26 protein-coding genes and 1 pseudogene are annotated in these 24,738 nt (G+C 63.1%); 13 read left to right on the top strand and 14 right to left on the bottom strand.

Annotated features, from left to right (window positions below):
• Window positions 1–364: 364 nt before the first annotated feature.
• Window positions 365–1,195, bottom strand: a complete 831-nt coding sequence (locus U5L98_RS18440; RefSeq protein WP_322559717.1) for a 3-keto-5-aminohexanoate cleavage protein — start codon at window positions 1,193–1,195, stop codon at window positions 365–367.
• Window positions 1,196–1,639: 444 nt separating this feature from the next.
• Between U5L98_RS18440 and U5L98_RS18435 the strand changes: the two genes are divergently transcribed.
• Both U5L98_RS18435 and U5L98_RS18430 read left to right on the top strand, forming a co-directional pair.
• Entirely contained in the window at window positions 1,640–2,431 is a 792-nt protein-coding gene (locus U5L98_RS18435) for an IclR family transcriptional regulator domain-containing protein (protein ID WP_322559716.1), read from the top strand.
• Between the two features lie 374 nt (window positions 2,432–2,805).
• Entirely contained in the window at window positions 2,806–3,612 is an 807-nt protein-coding gene (locus U5L98_RS18430; RefSeq protein ID WP_322559715.1) for an SDR family NAD(P)-dependent oxidoreductase, read from the top strand.
• Window positions 3,613–3,637: 25 nt separating this feature from the next.
• Here the strand turns inward: U5L98_RS18430 and U5L98_RS18425 are convergent, their stop codons facing one another.
• The 10 genes from U5L98_RS18425 to U5L98_RS18380 form a co-directional block, all read right to left on the bottom strand.
• Window positions 3,638–5,410 carry an ABC transporter substrate-binding protein gene (locus U5L98_RS18425; protein WP_322559714.1) on the bottom strand — a complete coding sequence of 591 codons (1,773 nt, stop codon included), beginning with the start codon at window positions 5,408–5,410 and terminating at the stop codon, window positions 3,638–3,640.
• Window positions 5,411–5,490: 80 nt separating this feature from the next.
• A complete protein-coding gene (locus tag U5L98_RS18420) occupies window positions 5,491–6,228 on the bottom strand; it encodes a sulfite exporter TauE/SafE family protein (RefSeq protein WP_322559713.1) in 738 nt (245 codons plus the stop codon).
• Window positions 6,229–6,350: 122 nt separating this feature from the next.
• The gene (locus tag U5L98_RS18415) at window positions 6,351–6,941 is read right to left on the bottom strand and encodes a malonic semialdehyde reductase (RefSeq protein WP_322559712.1); all 591 of its coding nucleotides are present in this window, start codon (window positions 6,939–6,941) and stop codon (window positions 6,351–6,353) included.
• 53 nt (window positions 6,942–6,994) lie between these two features.
• Window positions 6,995–7,858 carry an intradiol ring-cleavage dioxygenase gene (locus U5L98_RS18410; protein ID WP_322559711.1) on the bottom strand — a complete coding sequence of 288 codons (864 nt, stop codon included), beginning with the start codon at window positions 7,856–7,858 and terminating at the stop codon, window positions 6,995–6,997.
• Between the two features lie 4 nt (window positions 7,859–7,862).
• Window positions 7,863–8,768, bottom strand: coding sequence for an NAD(P)-dependent oxidoreductase (locus tag U5L98_RS18405; protein WP_322559710.1), 906 nt, complete (start codon window positions 8,766–8,768; stop codon window positions 7,863–7,865).
• On the bottom strand, window positions 8,765–10,129 hold the full coding sequence (locus U5L98_RS18400) for an amidohydrolase family protein (protein ID WP_322559709.1): 1,365 nt from the start codon (window positions 10,127–10,129) through the stop codon (window positions 8,765–8,767). The genes U5L98_RS18405 and U5L98_RS18400 overlap by 4 nt, the downstream gene beginning before the upstream one ends.
• Window positions 10,126–11,202, bottom strand: a complete 1,077-nt coding sequence (locus U5L98_RS18395; protein ID WP_322559719.1) for a maleylacetate reductase — start codon at window positions 11,200–11,202, stop codon at window positions 10,126–10,128. The genes U5L98_RS18400 and U5L98_RS18395 overlap by 4 nt, the downstream gene beginning before the upstream one ends.
• 56 nt (window positions 11,203–11,258) lie before the next feature.
• Window positions 11,259–12,833, bottom strand: coding sequence for a sugar ABC transporter ATP-binding protein (locus tag U5L98_RS18390; RefSeq protein WP_322559708.1), 1,575 nt, complete (start codon window positions 12,831–12,833; stop codon window positions 11,259–11,261).
• Window positions 12,830–13,633, bottom strand: coding sequence for an ABC transporter permease (locus U5L98_RS18385; RefSeq protein ID WP_322559718.1), 804 nt, complete (start codon window positions 13,631–13,633; stop codon window positions 12,830–12,832). The genes U5L98_RS18390 and U5L98_RS18385 overlap by 4 nt, the downstream gene beginning before the upstream one ends.
• 158 nt (window positions 13,634–13,791) lie before the next feature.
• Window positions 13,792–15,096: an IS1380 family transposase gene (locus U5L98_RS18380; RefSeq protein WP_322559707.1), complete on the bottom strand. Its 1,305-nt coding sequence runs from the start codon at window positions 15,094–15,096 to the stop codon at window positions 13,792–13,794.
• Between the two features lie 160 nt (window positions 15,097–15,256).
• Between U5L98_RS18380 and U5L98_RS18375 the strand changes: the two genes are divergently transcribed.
• From U5L98_RS18375 to U5L98_RS18325, 11 genes and pseudogenes are all read left to right on the top strand, one after another.
• Window positions 15,257–15,877: a response regulator gene (locus U5L98_RS18375; protein WP_322559706.1), complete on the top strand. Its 621-nt coding sequence runs from the start codon at window positions 15,257–15,259 to the stop codon at window positions 15,875–15,877.
• Window positions 15,840–15,947, top strand: coding sequence for a winged helix-turn-helix domain-containing protein (locus tag U5L98_RS19150; RefSeq protein ID WP_416208283.1), 108 nt, complete (start codon window positions 15,840–15,842; stop codon window positions 15,945–15,947). Before U5L98_RS18375 ends, U5L98_RS19150 begins: the two co-directional genes overlap by 38 nt.
• A 1,239-nt stretch (window positions 15,948–17,186) precedes the next feature.
• Entirely contained in the window at window positions 17,187–17,507 is a 321-nt protein-coding gene (locus tag U5L98_RS18365; protein ID WP_322559705.1) for a hypothetical protein, read from the top strand.
• A gap of 1,060 nt (window positions 17,508–18,567) precedes the next feature.
• On the top strand, window positions 18,568–18,888 hold the full coding sequence (locus U5L98_RS18360; protein WP_322559704.1) for a hypothetical protein: 321 nt from the start codon (window positions 18,568–18,570) through the stop codon (window positions 18,886–18,888).
• A gap of 551 nt (window positions 18,889–19,439) precedes the next feature.
• A pseudogene (locus tag U5L98_RS18355) lies at window positions 19,440–19,711 on the top strand (aldehyde dehydrogenase family protein); the annotation flags it as partial.
• A 25-nt stretch (window positions 19,712–19,736) separates the two neighbouring features.
• Window positions 19,737–19,964 (top strand): aldehyde dehydrogenase family protein, encoded by a 228-nt coding sequence (locus U5L98_RS18350; protein WP_322559702.1) that lies wholly within the window; start codon window positions 19,737–19,739, stop codon window positions 19,962–19,964.
• Entirely contained in the window at window positions 19,949–20,359 is a 411-nt protein-coding gene (locus tag U5L98_RS18345; RefSeq protein WP_322559701.1) for an aldehyde dehydrogenase family protein, read from the top strand. Before U5L98_RS18350 ends, U5L98_RS18345 begins: the two co-directional genes overlap by 16 nt.
• The gene (locus U5L98_RS18340; RefSeq protein WP_322559700.1) at window positions 20,247–20,741 is read left to right on the top strand and encodes an aldehyde dehydrogenase family protein; all 495 of its coding nucleotides are present in this window, start codon (window positions 20,247–20,249) and stop codon (window positions 20,739–20,741) included. The genes U5L98_RS18345 and U5L98_RS18340 overlap by 113 nt, the downstream gene beginning before the upstream one ends.
• A 347-nt stretch (window positions 20,742–21,088) precedes the next feature.
• Window positions 21,089–21,445: a hypothetical protein gene (locus U5L98_RS18335; RefSeq protein ID WP_322559699.1), complete on the top strand. Its 357-nt coding sequence runs from the start codon at window positions 21,089–21,091 to the stop codon at window positions 21,443–21,445.
• Window positions 21,446–21,476: 31 nt separating this feature from the next.
• Window positions 21,477–21,713 carry a hypothetical protein gene (locus tag U5L98_RS18330; RefSeq protein ID WP_322559698.1) on the top strand — a complete coding sequence of 79 codons (237 nt, stop codon included), beginning with the start codon at window positions 21,477–21,479 and terminating at the stop codon, window positions 21,711–21,713.
• Entirely contained in the window at window positions 21,710–22,711 is a 1,002-nt protein-coding gene (locus U5L98_RS18325) for a U32 family peptidase (protein WP_322559697.1), read from the top strand. The genes U5L98_RS18330 and U5L98_RS18325 overlap by 4 nt, the downstream gene beginning before the upstream one ends.
• A gap of 79 nt (window positions 22,712–22,790) precedes the next feature.
• On the opposite strand, the gene U5L98_RS19145 is transcribed toward U5L98_RS18325, so the two are convergent.
• The 3 genes from U5L98_RS19145 to U5L98_RS18315 are packed head-to-tail and all read right to left on the bottom strand — an operon-like array spanning window position 22,791 to window position 23,604.
• Entirely contained in the window at window positions 22,791–23,156 is a 366-nt protein-coding gene (locus U5L98_RS19145) for a Rossmann-like domain-containing protein (RefSeq protein ID WP_416208282.1), read from the bottom strand.
• On the bottom strand, window positions 23,147–23,446 hold the full coding sequence (locus U5L98_RS18320; protein WP_322559696.1) for a hypothetical protein: 300 nt from the start codon (window positions 23,444–23,446) through the stop codon (window positions 23,147–23,149). Before U5L98_RS18320 ends, U5L98_RS19145 begins: the two co-directional genes overlap by 10 nt.
• Window positions 23,446–23,604 (bottom strand): hypothetical protein, encoded by a 159-nt coding sequence (locus U5L98_RS18315; RefSeq protein ID WP_322559695.1) that lies wholly within the window; start codon window positions 23,602–23,604, stop codon window positions 23,446–23,448. The genes U5L98_RS18320 and U5L98_RS18315 overlap by 1 nt, the downstream gene beginning before the upstream one ends.
• Between the last annotated feature and the right edge of the window lie 1,134 nt (window positions 23,605–24,738).

Here is a 24,738-nt window from a genome sequence, read left to right as displayed (position 1 = left end):
AGGGTGATGTCAGGGACCAGAAACGCAAGGATTCCAACCGCCCCTGACGGCTAATGCAACGACCAGACCCGCCATTAGGGCGGGTCTTCCTGATATTGAAAGCATGCTGCAGGCACACCGCGCGATGTCGGCCGGACCCAGCACGGTTATTGGTCAGCGCCTAGCACAATGAAGCGATCCAGCTTACGCAGCCGATAAACGGATCTGGCCCCATACAGCCGAGCTGCATCTCTCTCACCGCGGTGGACTCATATAGCTAACTACTGAGTTCGACGGTAGAGAGAGTATTCGCCCCCAATGAACACTAAGATCCGGTGGGACAACCTCGTTAAGGAAAGGCAAACGCTTCTTCCTCGGCGGGCATTCAGAAGGCCTCAAGCCCCAGGATCTGGCGAGCCTGTTGCCAGCTGGCCACCGGACGCTCGTATTTCTCGCACAGCTTTGCCACCCGCTCGACCAGAGCGGCATTCGAGGGTGCCAGGCTTTCCTTGTCCCAGCGGACGTTGTCCTCGAGGCCCGTGCGAGTGTGGCCACCGGCGGCGATCGACCACTCGTTGAGGACCAGCTGGGTGGCGCCGACGCCGGCCCCGCACCACTGGGAGCCCGGCGCCAGGCGCTCGAGGGTCTCGATGTAGAAGTCGAAGGTCGGCTTGTCGACCGGCATGGCGTTCTTGACGCCCATCACGAACTGGACGTAGAGCGGCGCCTTGATCTTGCCCTGCTTCATCAGGTTCACCGCCTGATGGATATGCGACAGGTCGAAGGCCTCGATCTCGGGTTTGATGTCATGGGTCAGCATCTCTGCGGCGAGCCACTCTACCAGGTCGGGGGAATTCTCGTAGACGCGCGTGGGAAAGTTGTTGGACCCCACCGACAGGCTGGCCATGTCGGGCTTCAGCGGCAGCATGCCGCCGCGCTCACGCTCGGCACCGGAACGGCCGCCGGTGGAAAGCTGGACGATCATCCCCGGGCAGTGCTTGCGCAGTCCTTCCAGCAGGCGGCCAAACTTCTCGGGATCCGAGGTCGGGGTCTGATCTTCGTTGCGGACATGGCAGTGGGCGATAGTCGCCCCGGCCTCGAAGGCCGCCTGGGTGCTCTCGATCTGTTCCTCGATGGTGATCGGCACCGCCGGGTTGTTTTCCTTGCGTGGGAGGCTGCCGGTGATGGCGACGCAGATAATACAGGGATTTGACATGGGAACCTCGCGTTATGCCTAAGGGCTCGTTAGCAGATTATGGATGCGTCTCAAGCGCGGTGCCGAGCACGGAGGCCGACGTGCTGGCGTTCGGTTCTGCCCTTCAGCTCGCGCAGGGCCTCGAGCTCCTTCTCACTGGGCTCCGGGTGCTCTCGAGTTCCCCGGCGAAGCGAATCTCCCAGCCGGGGGCCTCAATCACGTCCTCGCGGCTCACGCCAGGAAGCTGGCTCAGGAACTCAGCCATGAAGACGACCTCGTTTCATGATTAAAAAAAGTTCGCATCGCGAACTTAGATTTGCATCACGAACAATTTATTCTCCTTTCCTCCCCCCGTCAAATCCTGAGTGGGCTTTATACGCAAAAACAGCCGCATCGCGAACGAATGTCCGCAGTGCGGCCTTGTGATAAGATTCACTGACGCAAGGCTTTCAGGGAAGTGCAGAAATGTCTCAGGGAGATAAAGAAGAGGCGTTGACGCCAGATGATCGCGACTTCGTCACCGCCTTGGCCAGTGGCCTCGAGGTCATCCTGGCCTTCGACGAGGCCCACCCGCGCATGACGCTCAGCGAGGTGGCGGCGCGCACCGGCATGAACCGTGCGCGGGCGCGACGCTTCCTGTTGACCCTGCATGCGCTGGGCTATGTCCGCAAGCAGCACCGCCACTTCGAGCTGGCCCCCAAGGTGCTGAACCTCGGCTATGCGTTTCTCTCCGCCAACGACTACCGCAGCGTGATTCAGCAGATTCTCGAGGACATCACCACCGAGTGTGGCGAGTCCTCGTCGCTTGGCGTGCTGGACGGCGACGACGTCACCTATGTGGCGCGCTCCTCATCGCGCCACCGGCTGATGGCCATCACCCTCTCGGTGGGAACGCGCCTGCCCGCGGCCCACACTTCCATGGGGCGGGTGCTGCTGGCCCAGCTGCCGGATGCCGAGCTCGACGCCTTCCTGGCGCGGGTGGTCCTCGAGCCGCATACCGACAAGACCATCACCGACAAGGCCGAACTCAGGCGCTGCATCCTCGAGGTGCGCCAGCAGGGCTACGCCATCGCCGACCAGGAGCTCGACTCCGGGTTGCGCTCGGTGGCCGTGCCGGCCTTCGATGCCAACGGCAAGCTGCTAGGCGCGATCAACATCAGTACCAATGCCGCTCGGGTCGACTTCGACACCTTGATGCACCAATACCTGCCCCTGCTGCAGGACAAGGCTCGACAGATCCGCGCCAGCGTGAGCTGAGCCAGCGGCTAAACCGGAAACGCCGCGGTCAGAAGACTGCCACCTCGCCAACGGCCATCCCCCCTCTCGGGCGCTGCCACGGCCTCGCCTCAACAGGCCGACACTCATCCCATCGATCAGCATCTCGTTCTACCGCCTACGCAGGACGCAGCACCCTCGGAAACATCCAATCTGGTCAGATTGGCCTTAGAGGCAACTGTCATTGCCAGCTGGGCCTTAAGACAATACGCGTCAGCAAGGACACACAACGTTTCGTTCGCGTGGATTAACGCGCGACATGACGCCTTGTAGCCCAATATTCATGCGCCAGCAGAAGCGGTCTTTAGATCGTCGGTGACATGGAGAACCCACAACAAGATTTCCGAGGTGACACCATGGACAAGACTCGACTCGAAGGAAAGAACTGCCTGATTACCGGTGCAGCGCGCGGCATGGGCGCGGCTGTTGCCGAACACTATGCCGAGCAAGGTGCCAATGTCTGCGTGGCGGATCTGAACATCGAGGGATGCGAAGACGTCGTCAAGCGCATCAACGACAGGGATGGCGGCAAGGCCATCGCCGTGAAGTTGAACGTCACGGAACGCGACCAGATGAAGGCCGCCGTGAAGGCCACCGTCGATGCCTTCGGCAGCCTCAACGTCATGGTCAACAACGCCGGCATCAACAAGCCATTGATGTTCCTCGACATCACCGAGGAGAACTGGCATCAGATCATGGATGTGAATGCCCTGGGTTGCCTGATCGGCATGCAGGAAGCCGCCAAGCAGATGATCGAGCAGGGCAAGGAGAATGGCCCCTACAAGATCCTCAATGTCGGCTCCATCCTGTCGCGCCAGGCCTTCGATGATGTGGTGCCCTACGCCTGCAGCAAGCATGCCGTACTAGCCATGATCAACGGCGGTGCCAAGGCGCTGGTCGACCACAACATCACCGTCAATGGCTATGGCCCCGGCGTCGTGCGTACCGAGCTGTGGGAGCAGCTCGACAAGGACCTGGTCAGCATCGGCAAGTTCGACAAGCAGGGCCAGTCGATGGACGAACTCGCCGAGAAGATGATTCTCATGAAACGTTATTCATATCCGGAGGATGTGGTCGGAACCGCCTCCTTCCTGGCCAGCCCGGAATCGGACTACATGACCGGTCAGCTGCTGATGATAGACGGCGGCATGATCATGCAGTGATGCCACCGGCACCCCGCCTGGTGGCTCAGTAGAACCCTCTGTCTCGCATCACCCGATCGGCCCTGTCCTGCGCCATGGACAGGGCCTTCTTGATCGATCGCCGCCCGTCCAGCACCTCGAAGATCTCGTGTCCGGCAATACTGATCACATCCGTGATGCCCGGCACCGGGGGACGCGGCCAGGCCTGCAGGATCTCCCTACTCGCCATGTCATCCACGATCTTGATCAGCGGCGACAGCGCCGAGACCTCCGGGTCCTGGCTGACGCTGAAGCGCGGAGTCGTCAGGCTCCCATTGAGGATATAGAGCTTGGACATGTTGGCCGAGGTCAGGTGACGCAGGGCCGTCCAGGCACTCTCGATCCGTTCCTCCGAAAGGTTGGCTGGAATGGCCAGGGCATAGCCTCCGATCGGCGTGATCGGGCGACCATGGTTGCCGATCGGATGCGGGAGGTAACCGGTCTTTCCCCAGGCCGGCGAGCCCTTGTTAAGCTCGAAAAGAGGAGCAAGCATCGTATAATTGTAGGCCATGCAGGCCTCGCCGGCGGCATAGGACTGGGCTCGCTCATACCATGCCATGTTGAGGATGTTGGGGGGTGAGTATTTGAGAATATCCAGCATATATTCGCAGGCACGGTAGGCCGCATACGTCTGGAACATCGGTCGGAGTTGTTCCCCGGACGTCTGCTGGAAGTCATAGCCATCCTCGCAGCGGCGAAGATTAATGATTGGCTGACCGAACTTCGCCATCAGGAAACTGAAGGTATGGCCCAGCGGCGTCCCTCGCGCGGCATTCCAGGCGATGCCATACCGCCCCCTGACGGGATCATGCAACCGCCTGGCCACGTTAACCAGCTCCTCGGTCGTCGTCGGAGGCTCGAGCTGTGCCTGCTCGAGAATGTCCTTCCGATAACAGAGCAGCTCCGGGGTAGTCTGCAGGGGAATACCGTATTGCTGTCCGGCGTATCGCGTGCTCTGAACGGCAACCGAATGGAAGTCAGAAAGGTCGTGTGAATCGCGATGAATGAAGTGGTCGAGGGGCTGCACAATCCCCTTCGACGCCAGCTCGCCGAACCAGGGGAGATCGCAGGCTATGAGGTCATAGCGGGAAGTTGAGCGCCGGGCATTGATAAGTATCGCCTCGAGCAGGTCGTCGATCGACCGGGCAGAGTTGTGGATCTCGAGGCCGAAGATGGATTCCAGCTGCTGCTTCAGATTATGCATCGCCATGAAGGTGGGATCGGCGTGGATGAGTCCACGCAACCCGCCCTTCAGTTCGAGCCGTGCCGAAAGCACCGCCGGCGGTGAGATCACGTGATCCGTCGCGGCCTTGTCAAGGAAGATGCGTCGACCGGAATCCGAGGACGGATCCACGCCGAACAGGGGTCCCAGGAGGCCCTTTATCCGGTGCGCATAGGCCTCCCACTCGTCGATCATCATGGTCGAGGGATGCAGCGATACTGTCTTTCCCGACTTCGTCCTGGGGCGTGAAAGGATCAACCCGCGATTGATGATGCTCTCGATCCCACGCTTGGCGGTGCCATAGGAGAGCCCGGACGCATCCGCGAGTGACGTGGGTGTCGTAAGTCGGCCGGCCAGATGGTTGCGCATGAGATGGAGCATCATCCGCATCTCTCGGTAACCGTGGCTCAGGGAGAGTGAGTGCTCGGTCTCTTCCTCGAACTTCTCGATAAAGTCGATGAATCGCGAGAGCTCTGTATTGGAGAGCTTCGGCACCGGCCACGGGGACAGACTCTCATAGGGACCCTCCGGATGGCGCTCGTCGGGGCGTTCGTTCATGGCCGCCTCAGGGAAAGGAGGATTTAGTGCACCAAGATAGCGCCGCCTGTCACCTGGCAGCAAACGCGACGCCAACGTGACTACCCCCAACCGTCGACGATCAGCCGAACGCCCAACAGGATCAGCAGGATCAAGATGACACGGAAGAAGAGCTCACCGCTCAGCCGCTCCTGAATGACCAGCCCCAGGCGCACTCCCAGCCAGGCCACCGGGATCAGCAGCAGCGCGATGGTAAGGTTTGCGACATTCAGCAGGCCGAGCAGACCGTAGGGCACCAGTTTGACCAGGTTGGTAGCGGCCAGGAAGACCACTGCGGTGGCGAGGAACTGCTCCCTGGTGAGCCGACGCTGCAACAGGTAGAAGTTGAGTGGCGGCCCCCCGGCATGGGCGATGAAGCTGGTGAAGCCGGCGATACCACCACTCAGCCCACCGACCCAAACCGGCATGACGCGGCCGCGGAAGGGCTTTAGCAGTCCCCACAGAGCGAACAGGATCGAGAACACCCCCAGCAGCACCTTCAGCAGGGCCTCATCGAAGCGGCCATAGGTCAGGTAGCCGACCGCCACGCCCAGCACCGCCGGAGGAAACATCAGCCACAGAACGGACCCCACATGGTGGCGCCACCAGGCCTTGAGGCTGAAGACGTCCATGACGATCAGCAGCGGCAGCATGACGGCCACGGCGAAGGCCGGGCTGGCCTTCAGCGAGATCAGCGGCACCGCCACGACCCCGACACCACCGGCGAAGCCCGATTTCGAGATGCCCGTAATAAGCACGGCAATGATGATCAATACGATGAACTGCCAGTCATACACCATATGACGCCCCTGCTTCCCAGGAGGGAATAAAAAACGGGCCGTGCAAACACGGCCCAGATCGAAGGAACCTGCAATGACCAGCTGCCGCCGCAGAGCTCCTGGGCGGCAGCTTCTCAGCCCTGTCAGAGGACCTGGCAGACCTCATCGAACTCGAACCGATCCTGGCGCGGGAACAGCGCGGAGGCATCGCCATAGCCCAGGTTACAGAGGAAGTTGCTCTTCACCTGGCCATCGGGGAAGAACTCCTCATCCACCGCTGCATTGTTGAAGCCGGACATCGGTCCGCAATCCAGCCCCACCGCGCGGGCTGCCAGGATGAAATAGCCCCCCTGGATGGAGCTGTTTCGGAAGGCCGTGGTGTTAATGAATTCGGTCTTGCCCTCATAAAGTGAAATCGCATCCTTGTTGTGGGAAAACATCCGCGGAAGGTGCTTATAGAATTCAGTGTCGTATCCCAAGATAGCGACAACTGGGGATTTCATCGTCTTCTCCTGGTTGCCCGGCATAAGCGCCGGCTTGAGTCGCTCCTTGGCTTCCTGACTCTTGAGGAAGAGCACCCGCAGCGGCTGGCAGTTCATGGAGGTCGGACCGAAATGCATCAACTGATGGAGTTCACGCAACGTCTCCTCGCTGACATCCTTGTCCTGCCAGACATTGTGGGTACGCGCTTCGGTGAACAGGGTTTCGACTGCGTTCTGATCGATAATAGGCATGTCACTTTCCTCTTGCAGGGTGGTTTTCTGGATGGTTTCGTCTTGCGTTGCGACTAGCGGCTCGCCTTCAGGCCGAAGTCGTATTTCAGATGGCGGAAGGGAACGTCCATCAACCGGCCATCCGGTGCCTTTCCCGGCGGCAGCAATTCATACTCCCTGACCAGGGAATCCTTTACGCCGAAGACGGCATCGGAATCGAGATAGGGGTCGTCCTCGGCGAAGACCTGGGTCACCAGGGTCTCGTAGCCCTCGGCCATCAACATGAAATGCACGTGCGCGGGCCGGTAGGGATGTCGCCCGGTGACTTCCAGCATCTTGCCGACCGGGCCGTCAGTGGGGATCGGATAGGGTGAGGGGGTCACCGTCCAGAAGGCATAGCGCCCCTGGTCGTCAGTGGTGAACCTGGCCCGCAGTGAGGCACTCTCGAGCTCCTTCTGGACGTCGTAGAACCCTTCGCTGTCCGATTGCCAGACATCGACAACGACATTGGCCAACGGCTTGCCGTGCTCGTCATGCACCTGGCCCTCCACGAAGAAGGGTTCGCCCTCGACGTTCCAGTCGATGGACTCGCCCTGGGCTACCTGAGGAGGATCGGCCACGTAGAAAGGCCCCAGCACCGTGCTTTCCGACACCATGGGGTCCGAGGTCTGATGATTGATGGCGTCGACCAGCATGGTCACGCCCAGGGTGTCGGAGAGCAGGATGAACTCCTGGCGCTGATCGTCGCACATCTGGCCGGTGCGGGTCAGGAAGTCGATGGCCTGCGTCCACTCATCCTCGGAGGGCTTCACCTCGCGCAGGAAGGCATGCAAGTGGGTCACCAGGCTGTTCAGGATCGTTTTCAATCGCTCATCCTGACAACCGGAGAACTCATTGATCACGGCGTCCGTGATGTTCTCTGCATTCAGGTTTCGCATGGGGTCATTTCCTCTCGATGGCCGGCAGCCCGGAGAGGCGCTCGGTGTGGTGAATCGTGGCGATGTAGTCATCCCCACCGTGCCCCGTGCCGATCAGGGAGCTGTAGGCCTCGCGCATCTGGGCGGCCAGGGGCACGGCGACACCGTCTCCGTGGGCACAGCCGAGGATCAGGTCCAGGTCCTTGGCCATCTGGGCGGCCGAGAAGGTGGAGGTGAAGTCACGGTCCTTCAGCGGCTGGGTCTTGTACTTGACCATCGGCGAGCCCACGGCACTGTCGGCCATCAGGTCCAGCATCGCTTCCCAGCCGATGTTGCCCTTGCGGGCCATCGCCAGGGCCTCGCCCATCATCCCGGCGCTCACCGCGATCATCAGGTTGATGGCCAGCTTGGCGTAGCGAGCCTGCTCGTCGTCACCGAGCCAGTACTGGGCCTTGGTGAAGGTGTTCATCACCGGCACGGCCTCATCCAGTGCCTCGCGCGGGCCGGAGACCATTGCCGACAGGGTCCCGGACTCGGCGGCAACCGGATTGCCCGACACCGGGCTGCGCAGATAGGCAATGCCCCGCTCCTCGGCGGCTGCGGCCACCCTGGCGGAGGCCTCGATGCTGACGGTGCTGGTCTCGACCAGCACGGTGCCCGACGCCAGCTTCGCCAACAGGTGGCCTGTTTTCAGCGTCAGGCCCAGCAGCGCCTTGTCATCGGGAATCGAGACGAAGACCAGGCGGCAGTCCTCGACGGCGGAGGACAGGTCCTCATGTGCGGTGATGCCGGCCTGCTCGGCCAGCGCCATCCGCTCAGTGCTCAGGTCGAATCCCTGGACGGGGTAGCCGGCCGCGGCGATCCGCGTCGCCATGGGCAAACCCAGCTTGCCCAGGCCAATCCAGGCTACCTTGGTGGTGATGGTGGTCATTGTGACGCCCCCTCTTTTTGCCGTGACTGAAGCTCGGCATTGATGCGGTGACCGGAGGCTGCCAGGTGGCTGATCCCCTCCTCGACGTCCCCCAGCAGCTTGCCGTGTCGCTTGTGGAATTCCCCCGCCACCATGACGCTGTCGACGTTGGCAAGACTCGCCTGCATGACCACGGCCGATACCGGGTCGTTGACCGGTTGCATGTTCAGCAGGCCGCTGTCCAGCAGTACGATGTCGGCCTGCTTGCCCGGCGTCAGGCTGCCGATGCGCCCCTCGAGGCCCAAGGCCCTCGCCCCATCGACGGTGATCCACTGAAGCGCCTCGCGGGTGCGGATGGTCGAGGTGTCGGGTATCGTGCCCTGCTCGCGTCGCGAGGCATCGTTGTCAAGCGAGCGCTGCATGCCCAGTGCCATGCGGGCGACGCAGAACATGTCACCGGAGATGACCGATTCGAGATCAACTCCCAGGGAGACGACACCGCCGTGTCGGCGAACGTGGCCGGTGATCGGGAAACCGTGCCCCTGGGTCATCTCGTTCTCCGGGGCGATAGAGAAGGTCACGCCCTGATCGCAGAAGCGGGCCAGCTGGCCGTCGTCCAGGCTCTGCCCATGCACGATGTTGATGTCCGGCCCCAGCAGCCCCTGCTCCTCGATCACATCCCAGCCACCGGGGCTGACGGCCTCGCCGCCGCCCTGGTGCATCGAGGCCACCAGGCCGAACTCCTTGGCCAGTTGGAAATCGTGCAGGCTGACCTCGAGGGTGGAGTAATGCGGCCCGAGGATCGCCAGCCCCAGGGTCACGCGTCCCTCGCGGTCGCCCAGCGAGCCGGCGAGCAGACGCTCGACCTCGCTGCGCGGATGGGGGATCTCGCTGAAGTGCGGCTGGCCCGGCTTGGGGTCCGGCTTGGGGGAACCATGGAAGAACAGCGCCCGGATACCGGATTCCTTGAGCCCACGAATGGCCGCATCGGTATGCTCGGGCGTGGGGTTGTTGTGGCACCAGTCACCCAGGGTAGTGGTACCGCAGTTGAGCTGGTTGAGCGCGCCCATACGGGTGGCGATGTGGATGTCATCCGGGGTGAACAGGGTCGCCAGGCCGCGATGCACATGGCCGAAGTATTCGAGCAGCGTCCAGTTGGCGGCGACGCCGCGCAGCCCCGTCTGCCAGGTATGCATATGAGCATTGACCAGCCCGGGGATCAGGATGCCGCCCCGGCAATCGACCACTTCGGCCCCTTCGGACGGCAGGTCATGCCCAACTTCCAGGATACGATCGTCTTCCACCAGCACCTGGCCGTCGGCCAGATCGCCGATCTCGGGGTCCATGGTCACCACGGTGGCATTGGTCAGCAGAGTCTTCATGCGTCAGGAACCTCCCTTGACGTCGGGCGACGGCCGGCATGGGCATCGCTCAACAGGCGATGGATGCCGTCGGCCTCGATCTCGCGCGGGTTCCAGTAGGGATTGCTAGTGGCAATCTCGGTCGCCCGGTCGATATCGCTCTCCTGCAGGCCTATGTTGCGCAGGGCCAGGGGGGCGCCCACGGCGCGCGCCAGGTCATAAAGTCCGCCGGCCGCATCGCCCGCGCCCAGCGCCCGGGCGATGCGTGCCATTGCCTCCGGCGCCGCCTCGGCGTTGTAGGCCACGGCGTGGGGCAGCACGATGGTATGGGTCTCGGCATGGGGCAGGTCGAAGGAGCCACCCAGGGTGTGGCAGAGCTTGTGATGCAGCGACATCCCGACGGAGCCGAGGCAGGCACCACATAGCCAGGCACCATAGAGGGCATCCGAACGCGCGTCCTGGTCGGCGGGATTCTCGGCGATCACCGGAAGGCTTCGCGCCAGGGCGGCGATGCCCTCCTCGGCCATCAGCGAGACCACCGGGTTGCGGTCCTTGGCGTAGAGCGCCTCCACCGCATGGGCGATGGCATTGATGCCGCTGGTCCCGGACATGCCGACCGGCAGACCCAGCGTCAGGTCGACGTCATAGATGACCGTCTCAGGCAGTACCTCGAGGGTGCGCTGGGTCGTCTTGAGGCCGCCTTTGGTTTCCCCGAGGATCGGCGTCATCTCGGAGCCGGCATAGGTCGTGGGGATCGCCACCTGGGGCAGGCCGGCGCGAAGGGCGATGGCCTTGCCGAGCCCGATAGTGGAGCCGCCCCCGATCGCCACGGTGCAGTCCGCCTCGATTTCCTCGACATGGCGCATCGCCGCGTCGGTGACCTCCACGGGGGTGTGCATCCTGGCCTCGGCGAAGAGGCCAGCCCCGAGCGCGCCCAACTGGGCGAGCACCTCGCGGGCCTGGCCTTCCTGCTGGGGAGTTGCCAGGACGACTGCACGGTGGCAGCCCAGCTCACGGACCTCGTCGGCGAGTCGGTTCAGAGTTCCCTGGCCGAAGATGACGCGTGACGGCAGGCCGTTATAGATGAAGGGCATCATGGTGGTGTCCTCTTGATTGCGTGGGAAGCTGAGTCGCGGGTCGCATGGACACATCAGGCCGAGGCCGAGCGGGAAGGCCCGCTGGTTTCCGTGACGTACTGCCCGGTGATGGCCTGAACCAGCTTGTCCTCGGATACCGCATCGCCGTCGAATTCCGCCGTCACCCGGCCGTCATACATCGCGATGATGCGGTTGCTGACACCCAGCACCTCGGGCATTTCCGACGAGATCACCAGAACCGCATAGCCCGTGATGGCCAACTCCTTGATCAGCGCATGGATCTCGGCCTTGGAGCCCACGTCGATGCCGCGGGTCGGCTCGTCGAGGATCAGCAGCTTGGGGTGGGTGTGCAGCCACTTGCCGATGACGATCTTCTGCTGGTTGCCGCCGCTGAGGTTGCCGACCTTCTGGCGCCAGCTGGGCGTCTTGATCTTCATCGCCTGCTGGTACTTGTCGTAGACGACCTTCTCTTCCCTGGTCTTCATGAAGCCCATGGAGGAGACACTGCCAAGCGCCGAGAGGGTCATGTTGTCGCGACAGTTCATGCCGAGGATCAGGCCCTGGTCCTTGCGATCCTCAGGCACCAGCGCGATCCCCTCGACCACCGCATCGTGGGTGGAACAGATCGTCTCGACCTTGCCGTCGAGCAGGATCTCGCCGGCCGATGGCTGACGCAGCCCGAAGATTGTCTCGGCGACTTCGGAGCGGCCTGCGCCGACCAGACCGTACATGCCGACGATCTCGCCCTTGCGCACGTTGAAGCTGACGTCCTCGAAGACCCCCTTGACCGTGAGGTTGCGCAACTCGAGCATGTTCTCGCCGAAATCCTTCGGCTTGCTGGCGTGATCGAGTTCGAGGGTCCTGCCGATCATCAGCTTGGTGACTTCGTCCTCGCTGGTCTCGGCCGTATTCAGGGTCCCGTTGTACTCGCCGTCACGCAGAACCGAGATGCGCTGGGAGAGGTGGAAGATCTCGTCCATGCGGTGCGAGATGTAGACGATGCCCACCCCCTGCTCCTGCAGGTTGTGGATGATGTCGTAGAGCACCGGTTTCTCGTGGTCGGTCAGTGATGCCGTCGGCTCGTCGAAGACCACGATCCGCGGTGTGAAGACCAGGGCTCGGGCGATCTCCACCATCTGCTTCTTGGCAATGGAGAGGTTGCTCACCATGTCGCGGGAGCTGAAGGTGCACTTGAGGCGATTGAGTATCTCGGTGCTGTCTCCGTGCAGCTTCTTCCAGTCGACGCGGTTGCCCCATTTCAGCGGCAGGCTGCCGAGAAAGATGTTCTCCGCCACCGACATCTCGGGGACCAGCGACTGCTCCTGGTGGATCAGCACGATGCCGCTCTTCTTGGCCTGCTTGGGGTTCTCGAAGGACTTCTCCTCTCCCGCCAGGATGATCTGGCCCCCGTTGGGCTGGTGCTTGCCGGCCAGCACCTTCATCAGGGTGGACTTACCGGCGCCGTTCTCGCCCAGCAGGGCATGGACCTCACCCGCCCTGACGTCGAAGCTGACCTTGTTCAGGGCCACCACACCGGGAAACTTCTTGGTGATGTCGATCAACGACAGTACCGGGCTCGGGGAATCCGCACCGCGACCGGCGTTGTGATTCATGGCTGCAGTGCTCATATGCTGACTCCCTTGCTGGCATGGACATTGAGCCGCTGATCGATGATCAGCACCGAGATCAGGATGACCCCGAGAATGACCAGCACGTAGAAGGCCGGCACCTGCATCAGGTTCATGCCGTTACGCAGGATCCCGATGGCCAGCACGCCGCCCAGGGTGCCGGTGATGCTGCCGAATCCGCCTGCCAGCTTGGTGCCGCCGAGCACCACCGCCGTGATGGTCCAGAGCTCGTAGTCACGACCCAGGTTCGGCGTGGCGGCGCCCATCTGGGTCGCGAGCATCACGCCGGCCAGGGCCGCGAAGAACCCCACGATCATGAAGTTGATCATCATGTGACGACCGATGCGGATACCCGCATCCAGGGCGGCCTCGGGGTTGCCGCCCACGGCGAAGGTATTGCGCCCATGGCCGGTCTTCTTCAGCACCAGATGCATCACCAGGGTGCAGATGAGGAAGATGATGGCGAGCACGGGAAACGGCCCGATCGAGGCGACCCCGAAGTCGGCGAAGGCGAAATTGGTGGCGTAGAAGGACTGCTCTTCGGTGTAGACGAAGATGAGGCCACGGATACCGATCATGGCCCCCAGGGTCACGATGAAGGCGTTGACGCCGGTCTTCCAGACGATCAGGCCATTGATGGCGCCCAACACGAGGCCCGATGCCAGAGCGGCGATGACCGCGATGGTGATGCCATAGTCCTGAAGACCGACCGACAATGATGCCGCCAGCCCCAGGACGGCGCCTACCGAGAGATCAATGTTGCCGTTGATCATCACGTAGGTCATGCCTAGCCCGGATATTGCACCGGGCTGGCCAGAAGCGTCCAGGTTTCAGGTTCGGTGGGCGTGATGGCACTCAGGGCCTGAAATTGGCTAGTTTTTGATCAATTTCCTGGGCTCAGGGCGCACCTCCCCCTACCCCCATGTGTTTTCTGTGCCGGGGACAGCACGCCGCGGGGTTATCCGGGCACCAGTTTGTTAGCCAGCTTCAGGAAGAGGTCTTGTTCCGGGTATTGGCTGCTCAGCATCAGCCGGATGGAGCGGGTATTGCGGGTGATGACGGCGCCGATCTTCAGCAGCTTCAGGCGTATGGTGTTGACCTGTGCCTGGGCGAAGGCGGTGCCCCTGAGGTAAAGCCGACGCAGCCGTTCCAGCAGCAGGTAGGCCAGCCCCGAGAGCAGCAGCCGGTACTGGTTGGGCCACCACTCGTGGCAGCTGGTGCGGTCGGAGAACAGGAACTGCTGCTCCTTGATGCGGTTCTCCATCTCGCCCCGGGCACAGTAGCGGTTGTCGTAGAGCCATTCGGCGCTGCAACCCCGCAGGTTGGTGACCACATAGCGGGTGTTGAAGCCGCGCCGCGTGGTCTCGGATTTGACGATCACCTTTCGTCGGCGCTTCTTCCAGCTATCGGCGGCGTACTCGATGAAGCCGAACACGCGCTGCTTCTCCCAGGTCGCCTCGAAGCGGATCGCCGATTCGTAGTCGATGTCCAGGGCCAGCTTGGCCAGGCGCTTGTTGCCAGCGAGGCCGATGATGTAATCGACGCCGTGGCGGTCGCACCAGCTGAAGATCAGTGGGCGACAGAAGCCGCTGTCGCCGCGGAATACGATCTTCACGTCAGGCCATTCCTGGCGCAGCCGCCGGACCAGCAGGGCGAGGATGGCGCCGGCGTGGTAAGCGGCATCCCGCGAGGCCGGGCGCAGGTAGCTGACCAGCAGCTGGTCACCACAGAACACGAACAGCGGCAGGAAGATGTAGTGGTCGTAGTAGCCGTTGAAGTGCCGCCCCAGCTGCTGGCCATGCACGCGGTCGTCGGTCGCATCGAAGTCGAGGTAGAGCGGCTTCTTGGGCGGCTTGCGGAACGAACGGATGAACTGCTCGACCATCTCCTCATGGATGGCGACCGCCCAGTCCCGGTCGGCCTGCTGCTCGAAACGACACAGGGTCGACTGGCTGGCCAGCACCCCCTCGGTGTCGACAGCGGTTTGCAGCGCGATGTCATGGCGCAGCGCGTGATGATCGTTGAGATCCTCGTAGCCCAGCGCCAGGCCGAAGACGCGCTGGCGGACCAGGGTGTCCGTGCGGTGCAGGCAGCGCTGAGGATCACGCTCATCGCTCAGCCGGCGAGCGATGGCGCGTATCAGTCCCATCTCACGATCGAGCTGACGCAACAGCAGGATACCGCCGTCGGAGGTGACATCACCGCCATCGAAGCTGGCGACGATCTGACGGCCTTTGCAGCGTGGAAAGGCGGCGGTGGGCATGGTACATTTCGTCATGGCGCTGGTCGTGATTCCGGATTAGGCCCTTGAATCATAACCGATTTTCAGCCGCTTTTTTCATGCCCGGTGCAATATCCGGGCTAGGGTGTGACATTATGGCTATAGCATCATCTGCTCAGTATTTCTCCCCATATCCCTGATCGTGGAGGACGATCCGGCCTCGAGTTCGCTACTGGTCAGCCATTTTGAGAATGAAGGCTATAGCATCAGCCAGGCTGATCAGGGCGACGAAGTGCTGTCCCGTATCGAACAGGAAGACATCGACCTGGTACTGCTGGATATCCGGCTGCCCGGCAAGGACGGACTGACCCTGACTCGGGAACTGCGGGCGCTGTCCGATATCGGCATCATCCTGGTCACTGCCAAGGGCGACGAGATCGATCGCATCGTCGGCCTGGAACTGGGCGCCGACGATCACGTCACCAAGCCCTTCCACCCTCGGGAACTGCTGGTACGTGCCAAGAACCTGCTGACCCGCGGATCATGGGGGCTCGCAGCCGGGTCCGCGACTCCGTGCCGGACGGCTGCTGTCGCTTCGAGGGCTGGATGCTGGACACCCATAAGCGGCTGCTCCTGGCACCCGATGGCTGGCAGGAGCGCTTGCCCCAGGGGGATTCAAGCTGCTGCAGGCCATGATCCGCCATTCCGGGCAGGTACTGAGCGCGTGATCAGCTCATGGATGCCATCCACGACCGAGATGGACCCCGAACGATCGTTCGGTAGATGTGCTGGTGGGGCGCCTGCGACGCAAACTCCGCGATAGTCCCTCCGACCCAAGCCTCATTCTCACCGCCCATGGTGTTGGCTATATCTTTGCCGGCAAACTGGGATAGGGACATGCCGATCGTTTCAGATACCGGCAGGCGTACCCGAACGCGCCTGCACCAAGGCCAGGTCTGCACCATCAGCCGGGATGGGCCGGTCGTCATCAGGCGCTGCAGCGCCGTCACTGCAGCGAGGATGCCGTGCGCGCCTGGAGCACGAATACGCGGTGCTGCGCGCACTGGAGAGTTGCCGGAGTTCCCCGGGCACTGGACTTCATCGAAACGGAATGCGGCCCGGCGATCGTGTTTGCGGATCACCACGGATGGCCGCTGCGCAGCTACATCCAGGGTGGTGAACTGGACTGGCAGGAGTGGCTGAGGATCGCGATCGGTACCTGTCGACTTCCTGGGGAGCAGCTGCATCAGGCCCGGGTCACGCACAATCAGGTCAATCCGGACCACCTCCTGGTTGTCCCCGGTGACCAGCTCCCGATACTGATCGACTTCTCCCATAGCATGCGGTTGAACCGTGAGGCGGCCACCTGCACGCCCCCGGGCTGGGCCCGGGCAGCCTACCGTGCATGGCGCTGTAGCAGACTGGTCGGATCAATCGCGGGATCGACTACCGCACCGATTACTACGGGCTCGGCGCCACCCTGTATGAAGGGCTCACCGGGCGGCCGCCTTTCGTCACTCATGATTACCTGGAACTCGTGCAGCTGCCACATCGGACGCGATCCGGTTCCGGCACACCGCCTCAACCGCACGCTGCCGGAGATCGGTCTGCGGCTGGCGCCCAAGCTGTTGGCCAAGGGTGCCGCCCACCGCTATGCAGTCCGCCGAGAGGTATCGCCCAAGACCTGAAGCGCTGCCTGCAGGAGAGGAGACGGAACGGTCGCGTGGCCGAATTTACGCTTGCCAGAACAGGATGTCTCGGTCCGCGTTTCAGCTCCCGCAGGAGCTGTATGGCCGGGACCGGCTGCTCGAGCAGCTCATCGCACGCCATGATGCCTGCGCCGCCGGGGATCAGGCCCTGGTGCTGGTGAGCAGCTACACCGGCATCGAAAAATCCAGCGTGGTGCATGAGCTGCGCCAGTCGGCCAGCGACGAGGTGCGGCAGCAGTTTCTTCAGGGCACTGCATCACCATGGGCGGGTGGTGAACTTCGAATGCAGTTGGCTGCGCCGGATTGCGAGGCCGTTGCCGTTGCCATTTCGGCGCTACGAGTGCGGGACGAGGGGGCGGCTGCGCTCAGTGTGAGGGGTCGGTCACCGATATCGGCGAGCGCAAGGCGAAGAAGCAGGCGGAGTTGGCCCGGGAGAAGGCGGAAGCGGCGAGCGAAGCGAAAAGCCGGTTCCTGGCCATCATCGTATGCAATCCGCATCCCCTTGAACGGGGTCCTGGGAATGGCGCAGCTGCTGTTGCGCTCGCCCTGACACTCGAACAGCGGGAACAGGCCCTGGCCATCGACAAGTCGGGCCGAACCCTGCTGTCGATCCTCAACGATGTACTCGACCTGGCCAAGATCGAAGCCGGCCAGATGCCGCTTGAGCAAAGCGACTTCTCGCCTGGCGGATGCCGGACGACATTCAGCCCATGCTGGCCTCGATCGCGAGGAGCGCTGGGCTGACGCTCAGCGTGGAGCATGATCCAGAGCTGCCGGAGCGCGTCTGCGGTGACCGGCGGGCGTTGAGCCAGACACTGCTCAACCTGGCCATGAACGCGCTGAGCTTCACGGAGCAGGGGTTCGTCGCCATAGAAGGCCCTGCACCGTCTGGCTGGCACCTGTGCCAACTTCGGCCTCCAGGCCGCTGCACAACGCTGCCGGGAAGCTTGAGCAGGGGCTCGATCGTCGGAGGCACTGGCCACCTGCAACGGCTCATCGAGCGCAGCCTGGCTGTCCTGCACGACCACCGCGCTGCCGAGCGTCGATGCCGCCTCCGCAAGCCACGTTGAGTGCAGTTGATTACAACCTCACACAATTTCGCACATCCTGCACAAAGCTGGTTTACACCCGCTCCCTAGAGTCAGAGCCAAGCTGCGTGCAGTCACCCGTCTGCCCGTACTTAACTTCACCAACTCAGGGGAAACCGTGCCCATGCGATTCCATGCCTGTATTCCATGGCGGGTCTGGCAGTGACGCTCGCCGCCGCACCGACAGCCGCCATGGAGCTTCATAGTGACAACGGCAATGAGCTGCACCTGGATGGCCTCGCCATGTTCGGCCTGTTTCATAGCGAAGAAAACTACAGCCCCTTGGGCGTACCGGGGCTAAAGGATGAGGAAAGCTCCACTTGGCAGGAAGGCTTCATCGACCTCGGGCTTTCCGGTTCGCTGCGCACCGGTGCGGAAGGCACTTTGTACGGCAGAGTCAGTGCGCTGGCTTCCGGCACCTTCGGAGACGGCGATGCCGGGATACGTCCGGTGACGAACGTCGGCTCAACCTCGAGGATGCCTATCTTGGCTGGCGCTCCGGCATGCCGGCCCTCGGCGAAAACGGCATCGACTTCTCGGTGGGGCGGCAAGGTGGTGTTAGGAGACGGTTTCCTGATCGCCGGTGATGCGCTCAACTTTGGCGACGCCCTGGATGAGGCGGTGGGCACCGACTACAGATCGCGGCGGGCATCTGGCTTGCGGCGCGCAAGGCCTTCGACCGCACCGCGGGATTGCGTCTCGGCGGCGATCAGGGCGTGCGCTCCGATCTCTTCTGGCTGGACTCGGACGATGCTGCTCAGGGAGAGATGGAGTTGGCCGGTATCAATCTGGAGTACGTGCGTGATACCGGCACCCTGGGGCTGATGTACCTGGAAGGCCTGGACATTGATGAAGAGGCCGGCATGGATCACCGCGACGGCCAGGAAACCTGGAGCCTTCGCTGGCAGGGCAATGCCGGCGTGGAAGATCTCTTCCTCTCCGGCGAACTCGTCGATCAGCGTCATGGCCAGAATACGCCGGACGACGCCAATGCCTGGTACCTGGAGGTCGGCTGGACCTTCGCGGATGCGCCGTGAAGCCGAGCCTGGCCTACCGCTTCCACTTTCGATGAGACGTTTGACCCGCTGTTCTTCGGCTTCACGCGGGGTTATGGCACCTGGTTCCAGGGTGAGGTGGCGGGCAACTTCGCGGGCCCCTTCAATCCCGATACGGATGTGCATCATCTGCGTCTCTAAGCTTTTCCGACGGAAGGCTGATGGTTGGTGCCGGCTACTTCTGACTTCAAGTGATACCGCCAGCGGTACCGATACCCTAGATGCCAGGGAGTTGAACGTCTCGCGGAATGGGCCGTCACGACAGTCTTGATCCTGTCGCCGTTGGTGGGCGCCTATGATCCCGAGCATAGTGTGAAGGAGGGGGCTCACAGATCGGCGGCGCCAGCACCAGTCTCTACGCGCATCTGCTGCTCATCGTTCCGTTCTGAACATCCATCACACACCTCGAGGAAGAGACGCCATGAGTAGACAGTTTTCTCTGATTATCGACGGCGCGGCGGTAGCGGGAACGCGGCACCTTTCCGGCGCCGAATCCGGCCACCGAGGCCCTCTATGCCGACTGTCCGTCTGCGTCGGCGGAGCAGCTCGATCAGGCCGTGAGTGCAGCACAGCGGGCGTTCCAGCAGTGGCGGACAGTAGCGACCAAGAGCGCCAGGCGGCCCTTCACGCCATCGCTGAGCGCATCGAGGCCAATGCGCCGGAACTCGCCGAGCTGGTGGTTCGACAGGGCAAACCCATGCCGCTGGCCCAGATGGAAGTGGAGGCTGCCATCAGCTGGACACGCTACACGGCCGAGCTGGAGGTCCTGTCAAGCGATCGAGGAGAGCGACACCAAGAGTATTGAACTGCAGCGCCGACCGATCGGCGTAGTGGGCTCGATCACGCCGTGGAACTGGCCGCTGATGATCGCCGTATGGCACCTGATGCCGGCGCTGCGTGCCGGTAACACCGTTATCAGCAAGCCTTCTCCGAACACGCCGCTCAGCACCATCCGCCTGGTAGAGCTGATGAACGAGGTGCTACCCCATGGCGTGGCCAATGTGGTGGCCGGCGGCGGCGCTCTGGTGCCAGATGTCCGACCATGCCGGCATCCATAAGATGGTATTCACCGGCTCTATCCCGCACCGGCCAGGACATCATGCGCAATGCCGCCAGCAACCTGAAGCGGCTGACCCTGGAACTCGGTGGCAACGACGCCGCCATCGTGCTGCCGGATGCCCCGGTCGAGGCGATTGCCGAGAGCATTTTCCAGACCGCCTTCCTCAACATGGGGCAGACCTGCGCGGCCCTGAAGCGGCTCTACGTGCACGACTCCCTCTACGCACTCGCTGAGCAACGAACTGGCCAAGCTCGCCCGCGCCCAGAAGGTAGGCGACGGTATGGAAGCGGACGTCACCTTCGGCCCGATCCAGAACCGCGACCAGTACCAGTTGGTGTGCGAACTGGTGGACGACGCCCGTGCCCAGGGGGCGCAGGTGCTGGCCGGCGGTGAACCGCTGCCGGGCAAGGGCTATTTCTATCCGCCCACCATCGTCGCCCAGATCAGTGATGGCACCCGGCTGGTGGATGAGGAGCAGTTCGGTCCGGCGCTCCCGATCATCCGCTACACTGATGTCGCGGATGCCATCACCCGCGCCAACGGCAGCGAGACCGGCTTGGGCGGTTCAGTCTGGTCGAGCGACCTGGAGGAGGCGCGTAGGGTGGCGGACCAACTGGAGCGCGGTACGGTCTGGATCAACGGCCATGCAGAGGTGCTGCCCCACTGCCCGTTCGGCGGTTGCAAGATGTCCGGTTTCGGCGTGGAATTCGGCGTGGAAGGACTGCTGGAATACACGCTGCCGCAGCTGGTCAATATCAACCTGCCGGCGAAATAACGACAGCTCCAGAAGCGTCCGCTGCGCCGCCGGGAATCGGCGGCGCAGTGCACGGCGACCGGCACAGGGGAGAGCTCGACAGCGCCATGACGGCAACCTTGCAACCCGTGGAGCTCGCGGTCTCGGCTCTCAGCCCGCCCGTGCTGGACTGGGTTGATGCCGGCCGGGATGAGCGTGCCGAGCACTGACACGCCCTGGTCGAGGATCGCGTTCCTGGCCCGCTGGCTGGGACGGTGTCGACCCACTCACGCTATACTTGGCAGCGAGTTCTGTGGAACACCTGCTGCCCTCCCCGACACATGCTGCGGCGTGCCCTGCACCGTGCCGACGCCCATGGCTTGCGGCCCGTGCTGCTGACTCCAGTCGCCGCCCCACAGGTGCTGGACATGCTGCCTGCCCTGCTGCAACAGCTGCCGGAGGGGACTGAGGTGGTGGTCAATGACTGGGGCGTGGGCCGCTTGATCGCCAGGCAATACCCGACGCTGCGTCGCGCCGCCGGGCGCATCCTCTGCCGCATGGTCAAGGACCCGCGCCTGCCGGGAGCGGAGTGGGCGCCGCAGTGCGGCTACGGCTTCGACTCCCCCTCCATGCAGGCGGTGTGGCGACGACTTGGCGTGCAACGCCTGGAGATGGATGTCCCCCTCTTTCCGGACGTTGATGCCTTCGCCGACCTGCCGCTGCCCAAGGGCGTGCACCTGCCCTAAGCCTTCGTGGCCAAGGGTCGCATGTGCCGGATTGGCTTCCTGGCCCTTCCGGGCACGCAGCGGTTTGCCGTCGGCCGCCCCGTGCCGCAAGGAGTGCCTGACCTACACCACCAGCATGCAGCGGCCCGATACCGAGGATCGCCAGCAGACCCGGCACGTGGGCAACACCGTGTTCAGCCGCTATACCGACGAGATGCTGAAGGTCGTGATGGAGGTCACCGCGAGTGGCGGGATCGAGCGACTGATCGTACCGGGAGCACCATTATGAAGATCGTGGCACCGATCAGCCGTGTCGACGAGGCCGAGACCCTGGCCGGCCGCGCGCCAATGAGCTCTATTGCGGCGTCCAGCCCCGGGAGTGGCGGCACGGTTTCGGCATGGCCAATGCCGACCGTCGTCCCACCGGCGAACCTGACCAGCTTCGACGAACTGGACGAGGCGATTCGCCTCACCCATGCCGGCAGCGCCAGCCTCTCACTGGTCATGAATGCACAACAGTACCGCGGTGACCAGGTGGAGGCGGCCATGACCCTGGCCGAGCGCTTTTTACAGCTGGGCGGGAATGCGCTGATCGTTAGCGACCTGGGTCTGGTGGCGGCCTTGTCAGACGCCCTGCCGGGTGTGCGCCTTCACGTCAGTTCGGTAGCCACCTGCCGCAATACCGAAGCCGCCGCGTTCTGCCGGGAGCTGGGTGCCCGGCGACTGATCCTGCCGCGAGATGTGACTCTGGCAGAAGCCGCCCACATCGCCGCTGCCGAGCCGGAAATGGAGATCGAGGCCTTTATCCTGAACGACGGCTGCGTCTACGAAGAAGGCAGCTGCCACACCCTTCATCTGCCCGCTCACATGGGGGGACCTATATGCCTGGACAGCTACCGGTACACCTACCGCCGTCGCGACGGCCGCTCCATCGGCCCGGGGGCACAGGCGGCGTTGAAGGCGAACGAGGCCGAGTACCGCAAATGGCTCTGGCACCGCTTCTCCTGCGGCTTCACCATCACCCAGGAAGGCATGCCGTACGGCCCGCATGGCCTGTGCGCCCTGCCGCGCCTGCTGGCCGGCGACATTACGGCGGTGAAGATTGCCGGCCGGGAAGGTCCACGGCGCGCAAGCTGGCCAGCGCCGGCATGGTCCACCGGATCCTGGACGCGGCCCGTTCCGGCCGGCCCGACGCCGAGGTCCGCCACCTGGCGCGCAACCTGCGGCCGTCGGAGCCGCAGTGCCGGACCGGCTTCATGTGCTATTACCCGGAAGTCGCCCGAATGACAATGCCACCGCCATCATCCAGACAATCCCTGTCGAGAGCTGAATCAGATTCCCGAGCGCAGCCGGCTGCGGGTCTCCTCTAGCAGGGCTTCCATACCGGGGTAATGTGCGGGTAGAGGCAGTACTTGCGCGTCGTCGGCCCCCACTTCTCCCCCTGCCGGCAGCGCTGCAGAAAGCCTTCCGTATCCCACCACCCGAGTCCCTCCCACCACGGTGACACCGCGCGCGAACAGCGGTCGGGCAAAAACCCAGCGGTAGGACCGATGAGGGCGAACTGCGTAGCGTGCCGGCAGTGAGCGAGCACGGCATCCACAGTGTCGTTCAGGATCACCGTGCTGGTGCACAGAATTCGGTCGCAGGCTCGCAGCCTGGCCGAGGTCCAGACCTCAAATGCTCTTCCCGGTGCACCAGTTCCTGTTTCGAGTTCGAGTACCGTCAGTGGCACGCCTTGCGCTGCCAGTCGCTGGCAGAGCGGCGGAAAGTACCCACCATACCGATACGCTCACCGGGCTGGGGCTCGAACAGGGCAAGGGAGTTGGTGGTGAAATCTGGTTCATACCCCGAGCGAAGCAGGAGGTGCTGGCCAATGGCATTGATCGCACCCAGCGCCAGGCCTTGGCCGGGTTCATCACCGGCGAAGGCCTGCGCCAATGCCGCCGGGTCAGCCCCGGCCCCTTCCTGAGCATGCTGATGGGGAACCAATGTCTGCTGGGTATCACCCAGTTGCACGAACATCAGCCCACACTGCCATCCTCCAACACGACGGCACCGAATTCAGCACTCGGGTCCGGACGATCCCGCAAGGGCGGCACAAACACCTCGCGCACCGGGGCAACGAGCGGCGCGTCGGCAATGCGTTCGACCAGGGCCAGGTAATCGTTGGTGATACTCACGATCGCTATTTCCTTTTCCGGACCGGCGGGTCAAGCCGTCACGCGTTATCGGCCTTGGTTTCGTGGAGCGGTCGCGTGCGCCCGAATTCGGTTCCTTCACGCTCTGCTTCCGGCTCATTGAGCGGCTGACACTCCACCATGGTGGCGGCTGAAACCTGGGCCGATGGTAGTGGCGAGTGCCCGAGGTCTTCCGGGCATACTCCTGATCGCAGACCTGGCGCACGCCGTGGCAGGGCACACCGGCAACCAGGCTACGCCGAGGTACCTCCAGGCCGGCCTCGACGAAGCTCAAGGCGGACGTCAGGCTCTCCTCGCCGATGAGGGCCCCGTCCATGACCACGGCGTTCATGCCCACCAATGTTCCCCGCTGTATCCGACAGGCAGTGCAGAATCGCACCATGGCCGATATGGCCATCCTCTTCGACCACGGTGGCCACCCCTGGAAAACCGTGAAGGGTACAATTGTCCTGCACGTTGACCCCGCCCTCCAGGCGTATCGGACCAAAATCGCCACGCAAAGAGGCCACCGGGCCGACATCACACCGGGCCGACAATGACAGCTCGCCAATCAGCACGGCGGAGGGGTGCACAAAGGCGCTGGGGTCCACAACGGGTCGGACTCCGTCGATAGCGTAACAGGGCATAACGTCTCCTCTCTTGCCGCCACCACTTGGTAGCGAAGCTGTCTGTGGTAAAATGATACCGAATTATTTCTACTTCAGACTGATGACACCCGAGCAGTGCCTGCTTCGGGCCGCCTGGCTGGCGAAAGGGAAGTAGAGCACCGTCCCTGACAGAGCGGTGTTGGGCGTGGGCGACTCCTCATACGGCGATCGTTAGGTTCTGTCTGTAGCCGCTTCCGTCACAGGATTCGCACAGCCGCTGACCATCGTCACCGACTGCACGAGCAGCCCTGCCCGCCCTTGCATCCAGTCACCATTGAATCCGAGGCCTTCTTCTGACGTCCTTTCTGCCGATAGGAGTGTTGTGCTTACCACTTTTGTCGCAGACTCTACGCGAAAACCTCTTGCGACCAGCCTCTGGGGAAGCCATTATCTGCGCCCTCTCGCCAGTCCACCAAGACGGCGGCCGGGCGAGGCCAGAGACACGTCCACTTTCCCGATCTGGATTCTA

It is taken from the genome of Halomonas sp. (genome assembly GCF_034520545.1).
GTDB lineage: Bacteria > Pseudomonadota > Gammaproteobacteria > Pseudomonadales > Halomonadaceae > Halomonas.
This window is presented reverse-complemented; position numbering and strand designations above follow the sequence as displayed.

Coding starts and splice junctions, on each gene's coding strand:
- U5L98_RS18340 (WP_322559700.1), top strand. CDS start 20,247: ATGGAAGCGGACGTCACCTTCGGCCCGATCCAGAACCGCGACCAGTAC.
- U5L98_RS18430 (WP_322559715.1), top strand. CDS start 2,806: ATGGACAAGACTCGACTCGAAGGAAAGAACTGCCTGATTACCGGTGCA.
- U5L98_RS18440 (WP_322559717.1), bottom strand. CDS start 1,195: ATGTCAAATCCCTGTATTATCTGCGTCGCCATCACCGGCAGCCTCCCA.
- U5L98_RS18395 (WP_322559719.1), bottom strand. CDS start 11,202: ATGCCCTTCATCTATAACGGCCTGCCGTCACGCGTCATCTTCGGCCAG.
- U5L98_RS18380 (WP_322559707.1), bottom strand. CDS start 15,096: ATGCCCACCGCCGCCTTTCCACGCTGCAAAGGCCGTCAGATCGTCGCC.
- U5L98_RS18345 (WP_322559701.1), top strand. CDS start 19,949: ATGCCGGCATCCATAAGATGGTATTCACCGGCTCTATCCCGCACCGGC.
- U5L98_RS18410 (WP_322559711.1), bottom strand. CDS start 7,858: ATGCGAAACCTGAATGCAGAGAACATCACGGACGCCGTGATCAATGAG.
- U5L98_RS18420 (WP_322559713.1), bottom strand. CDS start 6,228: ATGGTGTATGACTGGCAGTTCATCGTATTGATCATCATTGCCGTGCTT.
- U5L98_RS18320 (WP_322559696.1), bottom strand. CDS start 23,446: ATGTTCGTGCAACTGGGTGATACCCAGCAGACATTGGTTCCCCATCAG.
- U5L98_RS18400 (WP_322559709.1), bottom strand. CDS start 10,129: ATGAAGACTCTGCTGACCAATGCCACCGTGGTGACCATGGACCCCGAG.
- U5L98_RS18405 (WP_322559710.1), bottom strand. CDS start 8,768: ATGACCACCATCACCACCAAGGTAGCCTGGATTGGCCTGGGCAAGCTG.
- U5L98_RS18435 (WP_322559716.1), top strand. CDS start 1,640: ATGTCTCAGGGAGATAAAGAAGAGGCGTTGACGCCAGATGATCGCGAC.
- U5L98_RS18425 (WP_322559714.1), bottom strand. CDS start 5,410: ATGAACGAACGCCCCGACGAGCGCCATCCGGAGGGTCCCTATGAGAGT.
- U5L98_RS18325 (WP_322559697.1), top strand. CDS start 21,710: ATGAAGATCGTGGCACCGATCAGCCGTGTCGACGAGGCCGAGACCCTG.
- U5L98_RS18415 (WP_322559712.1), bottom strand. CDS start 6,941: ATGCCTATTATCGATCAGAACGCAGTCGAAACCCTGTTCACCGAAGCG.
- U5L98_RS18390 (WP_322559708.1), bottom strand. CDS start 12,833: ATGAGCACTGCAGCCATGAATCACAACGCCGGTCGCGGTGCGGATTCC.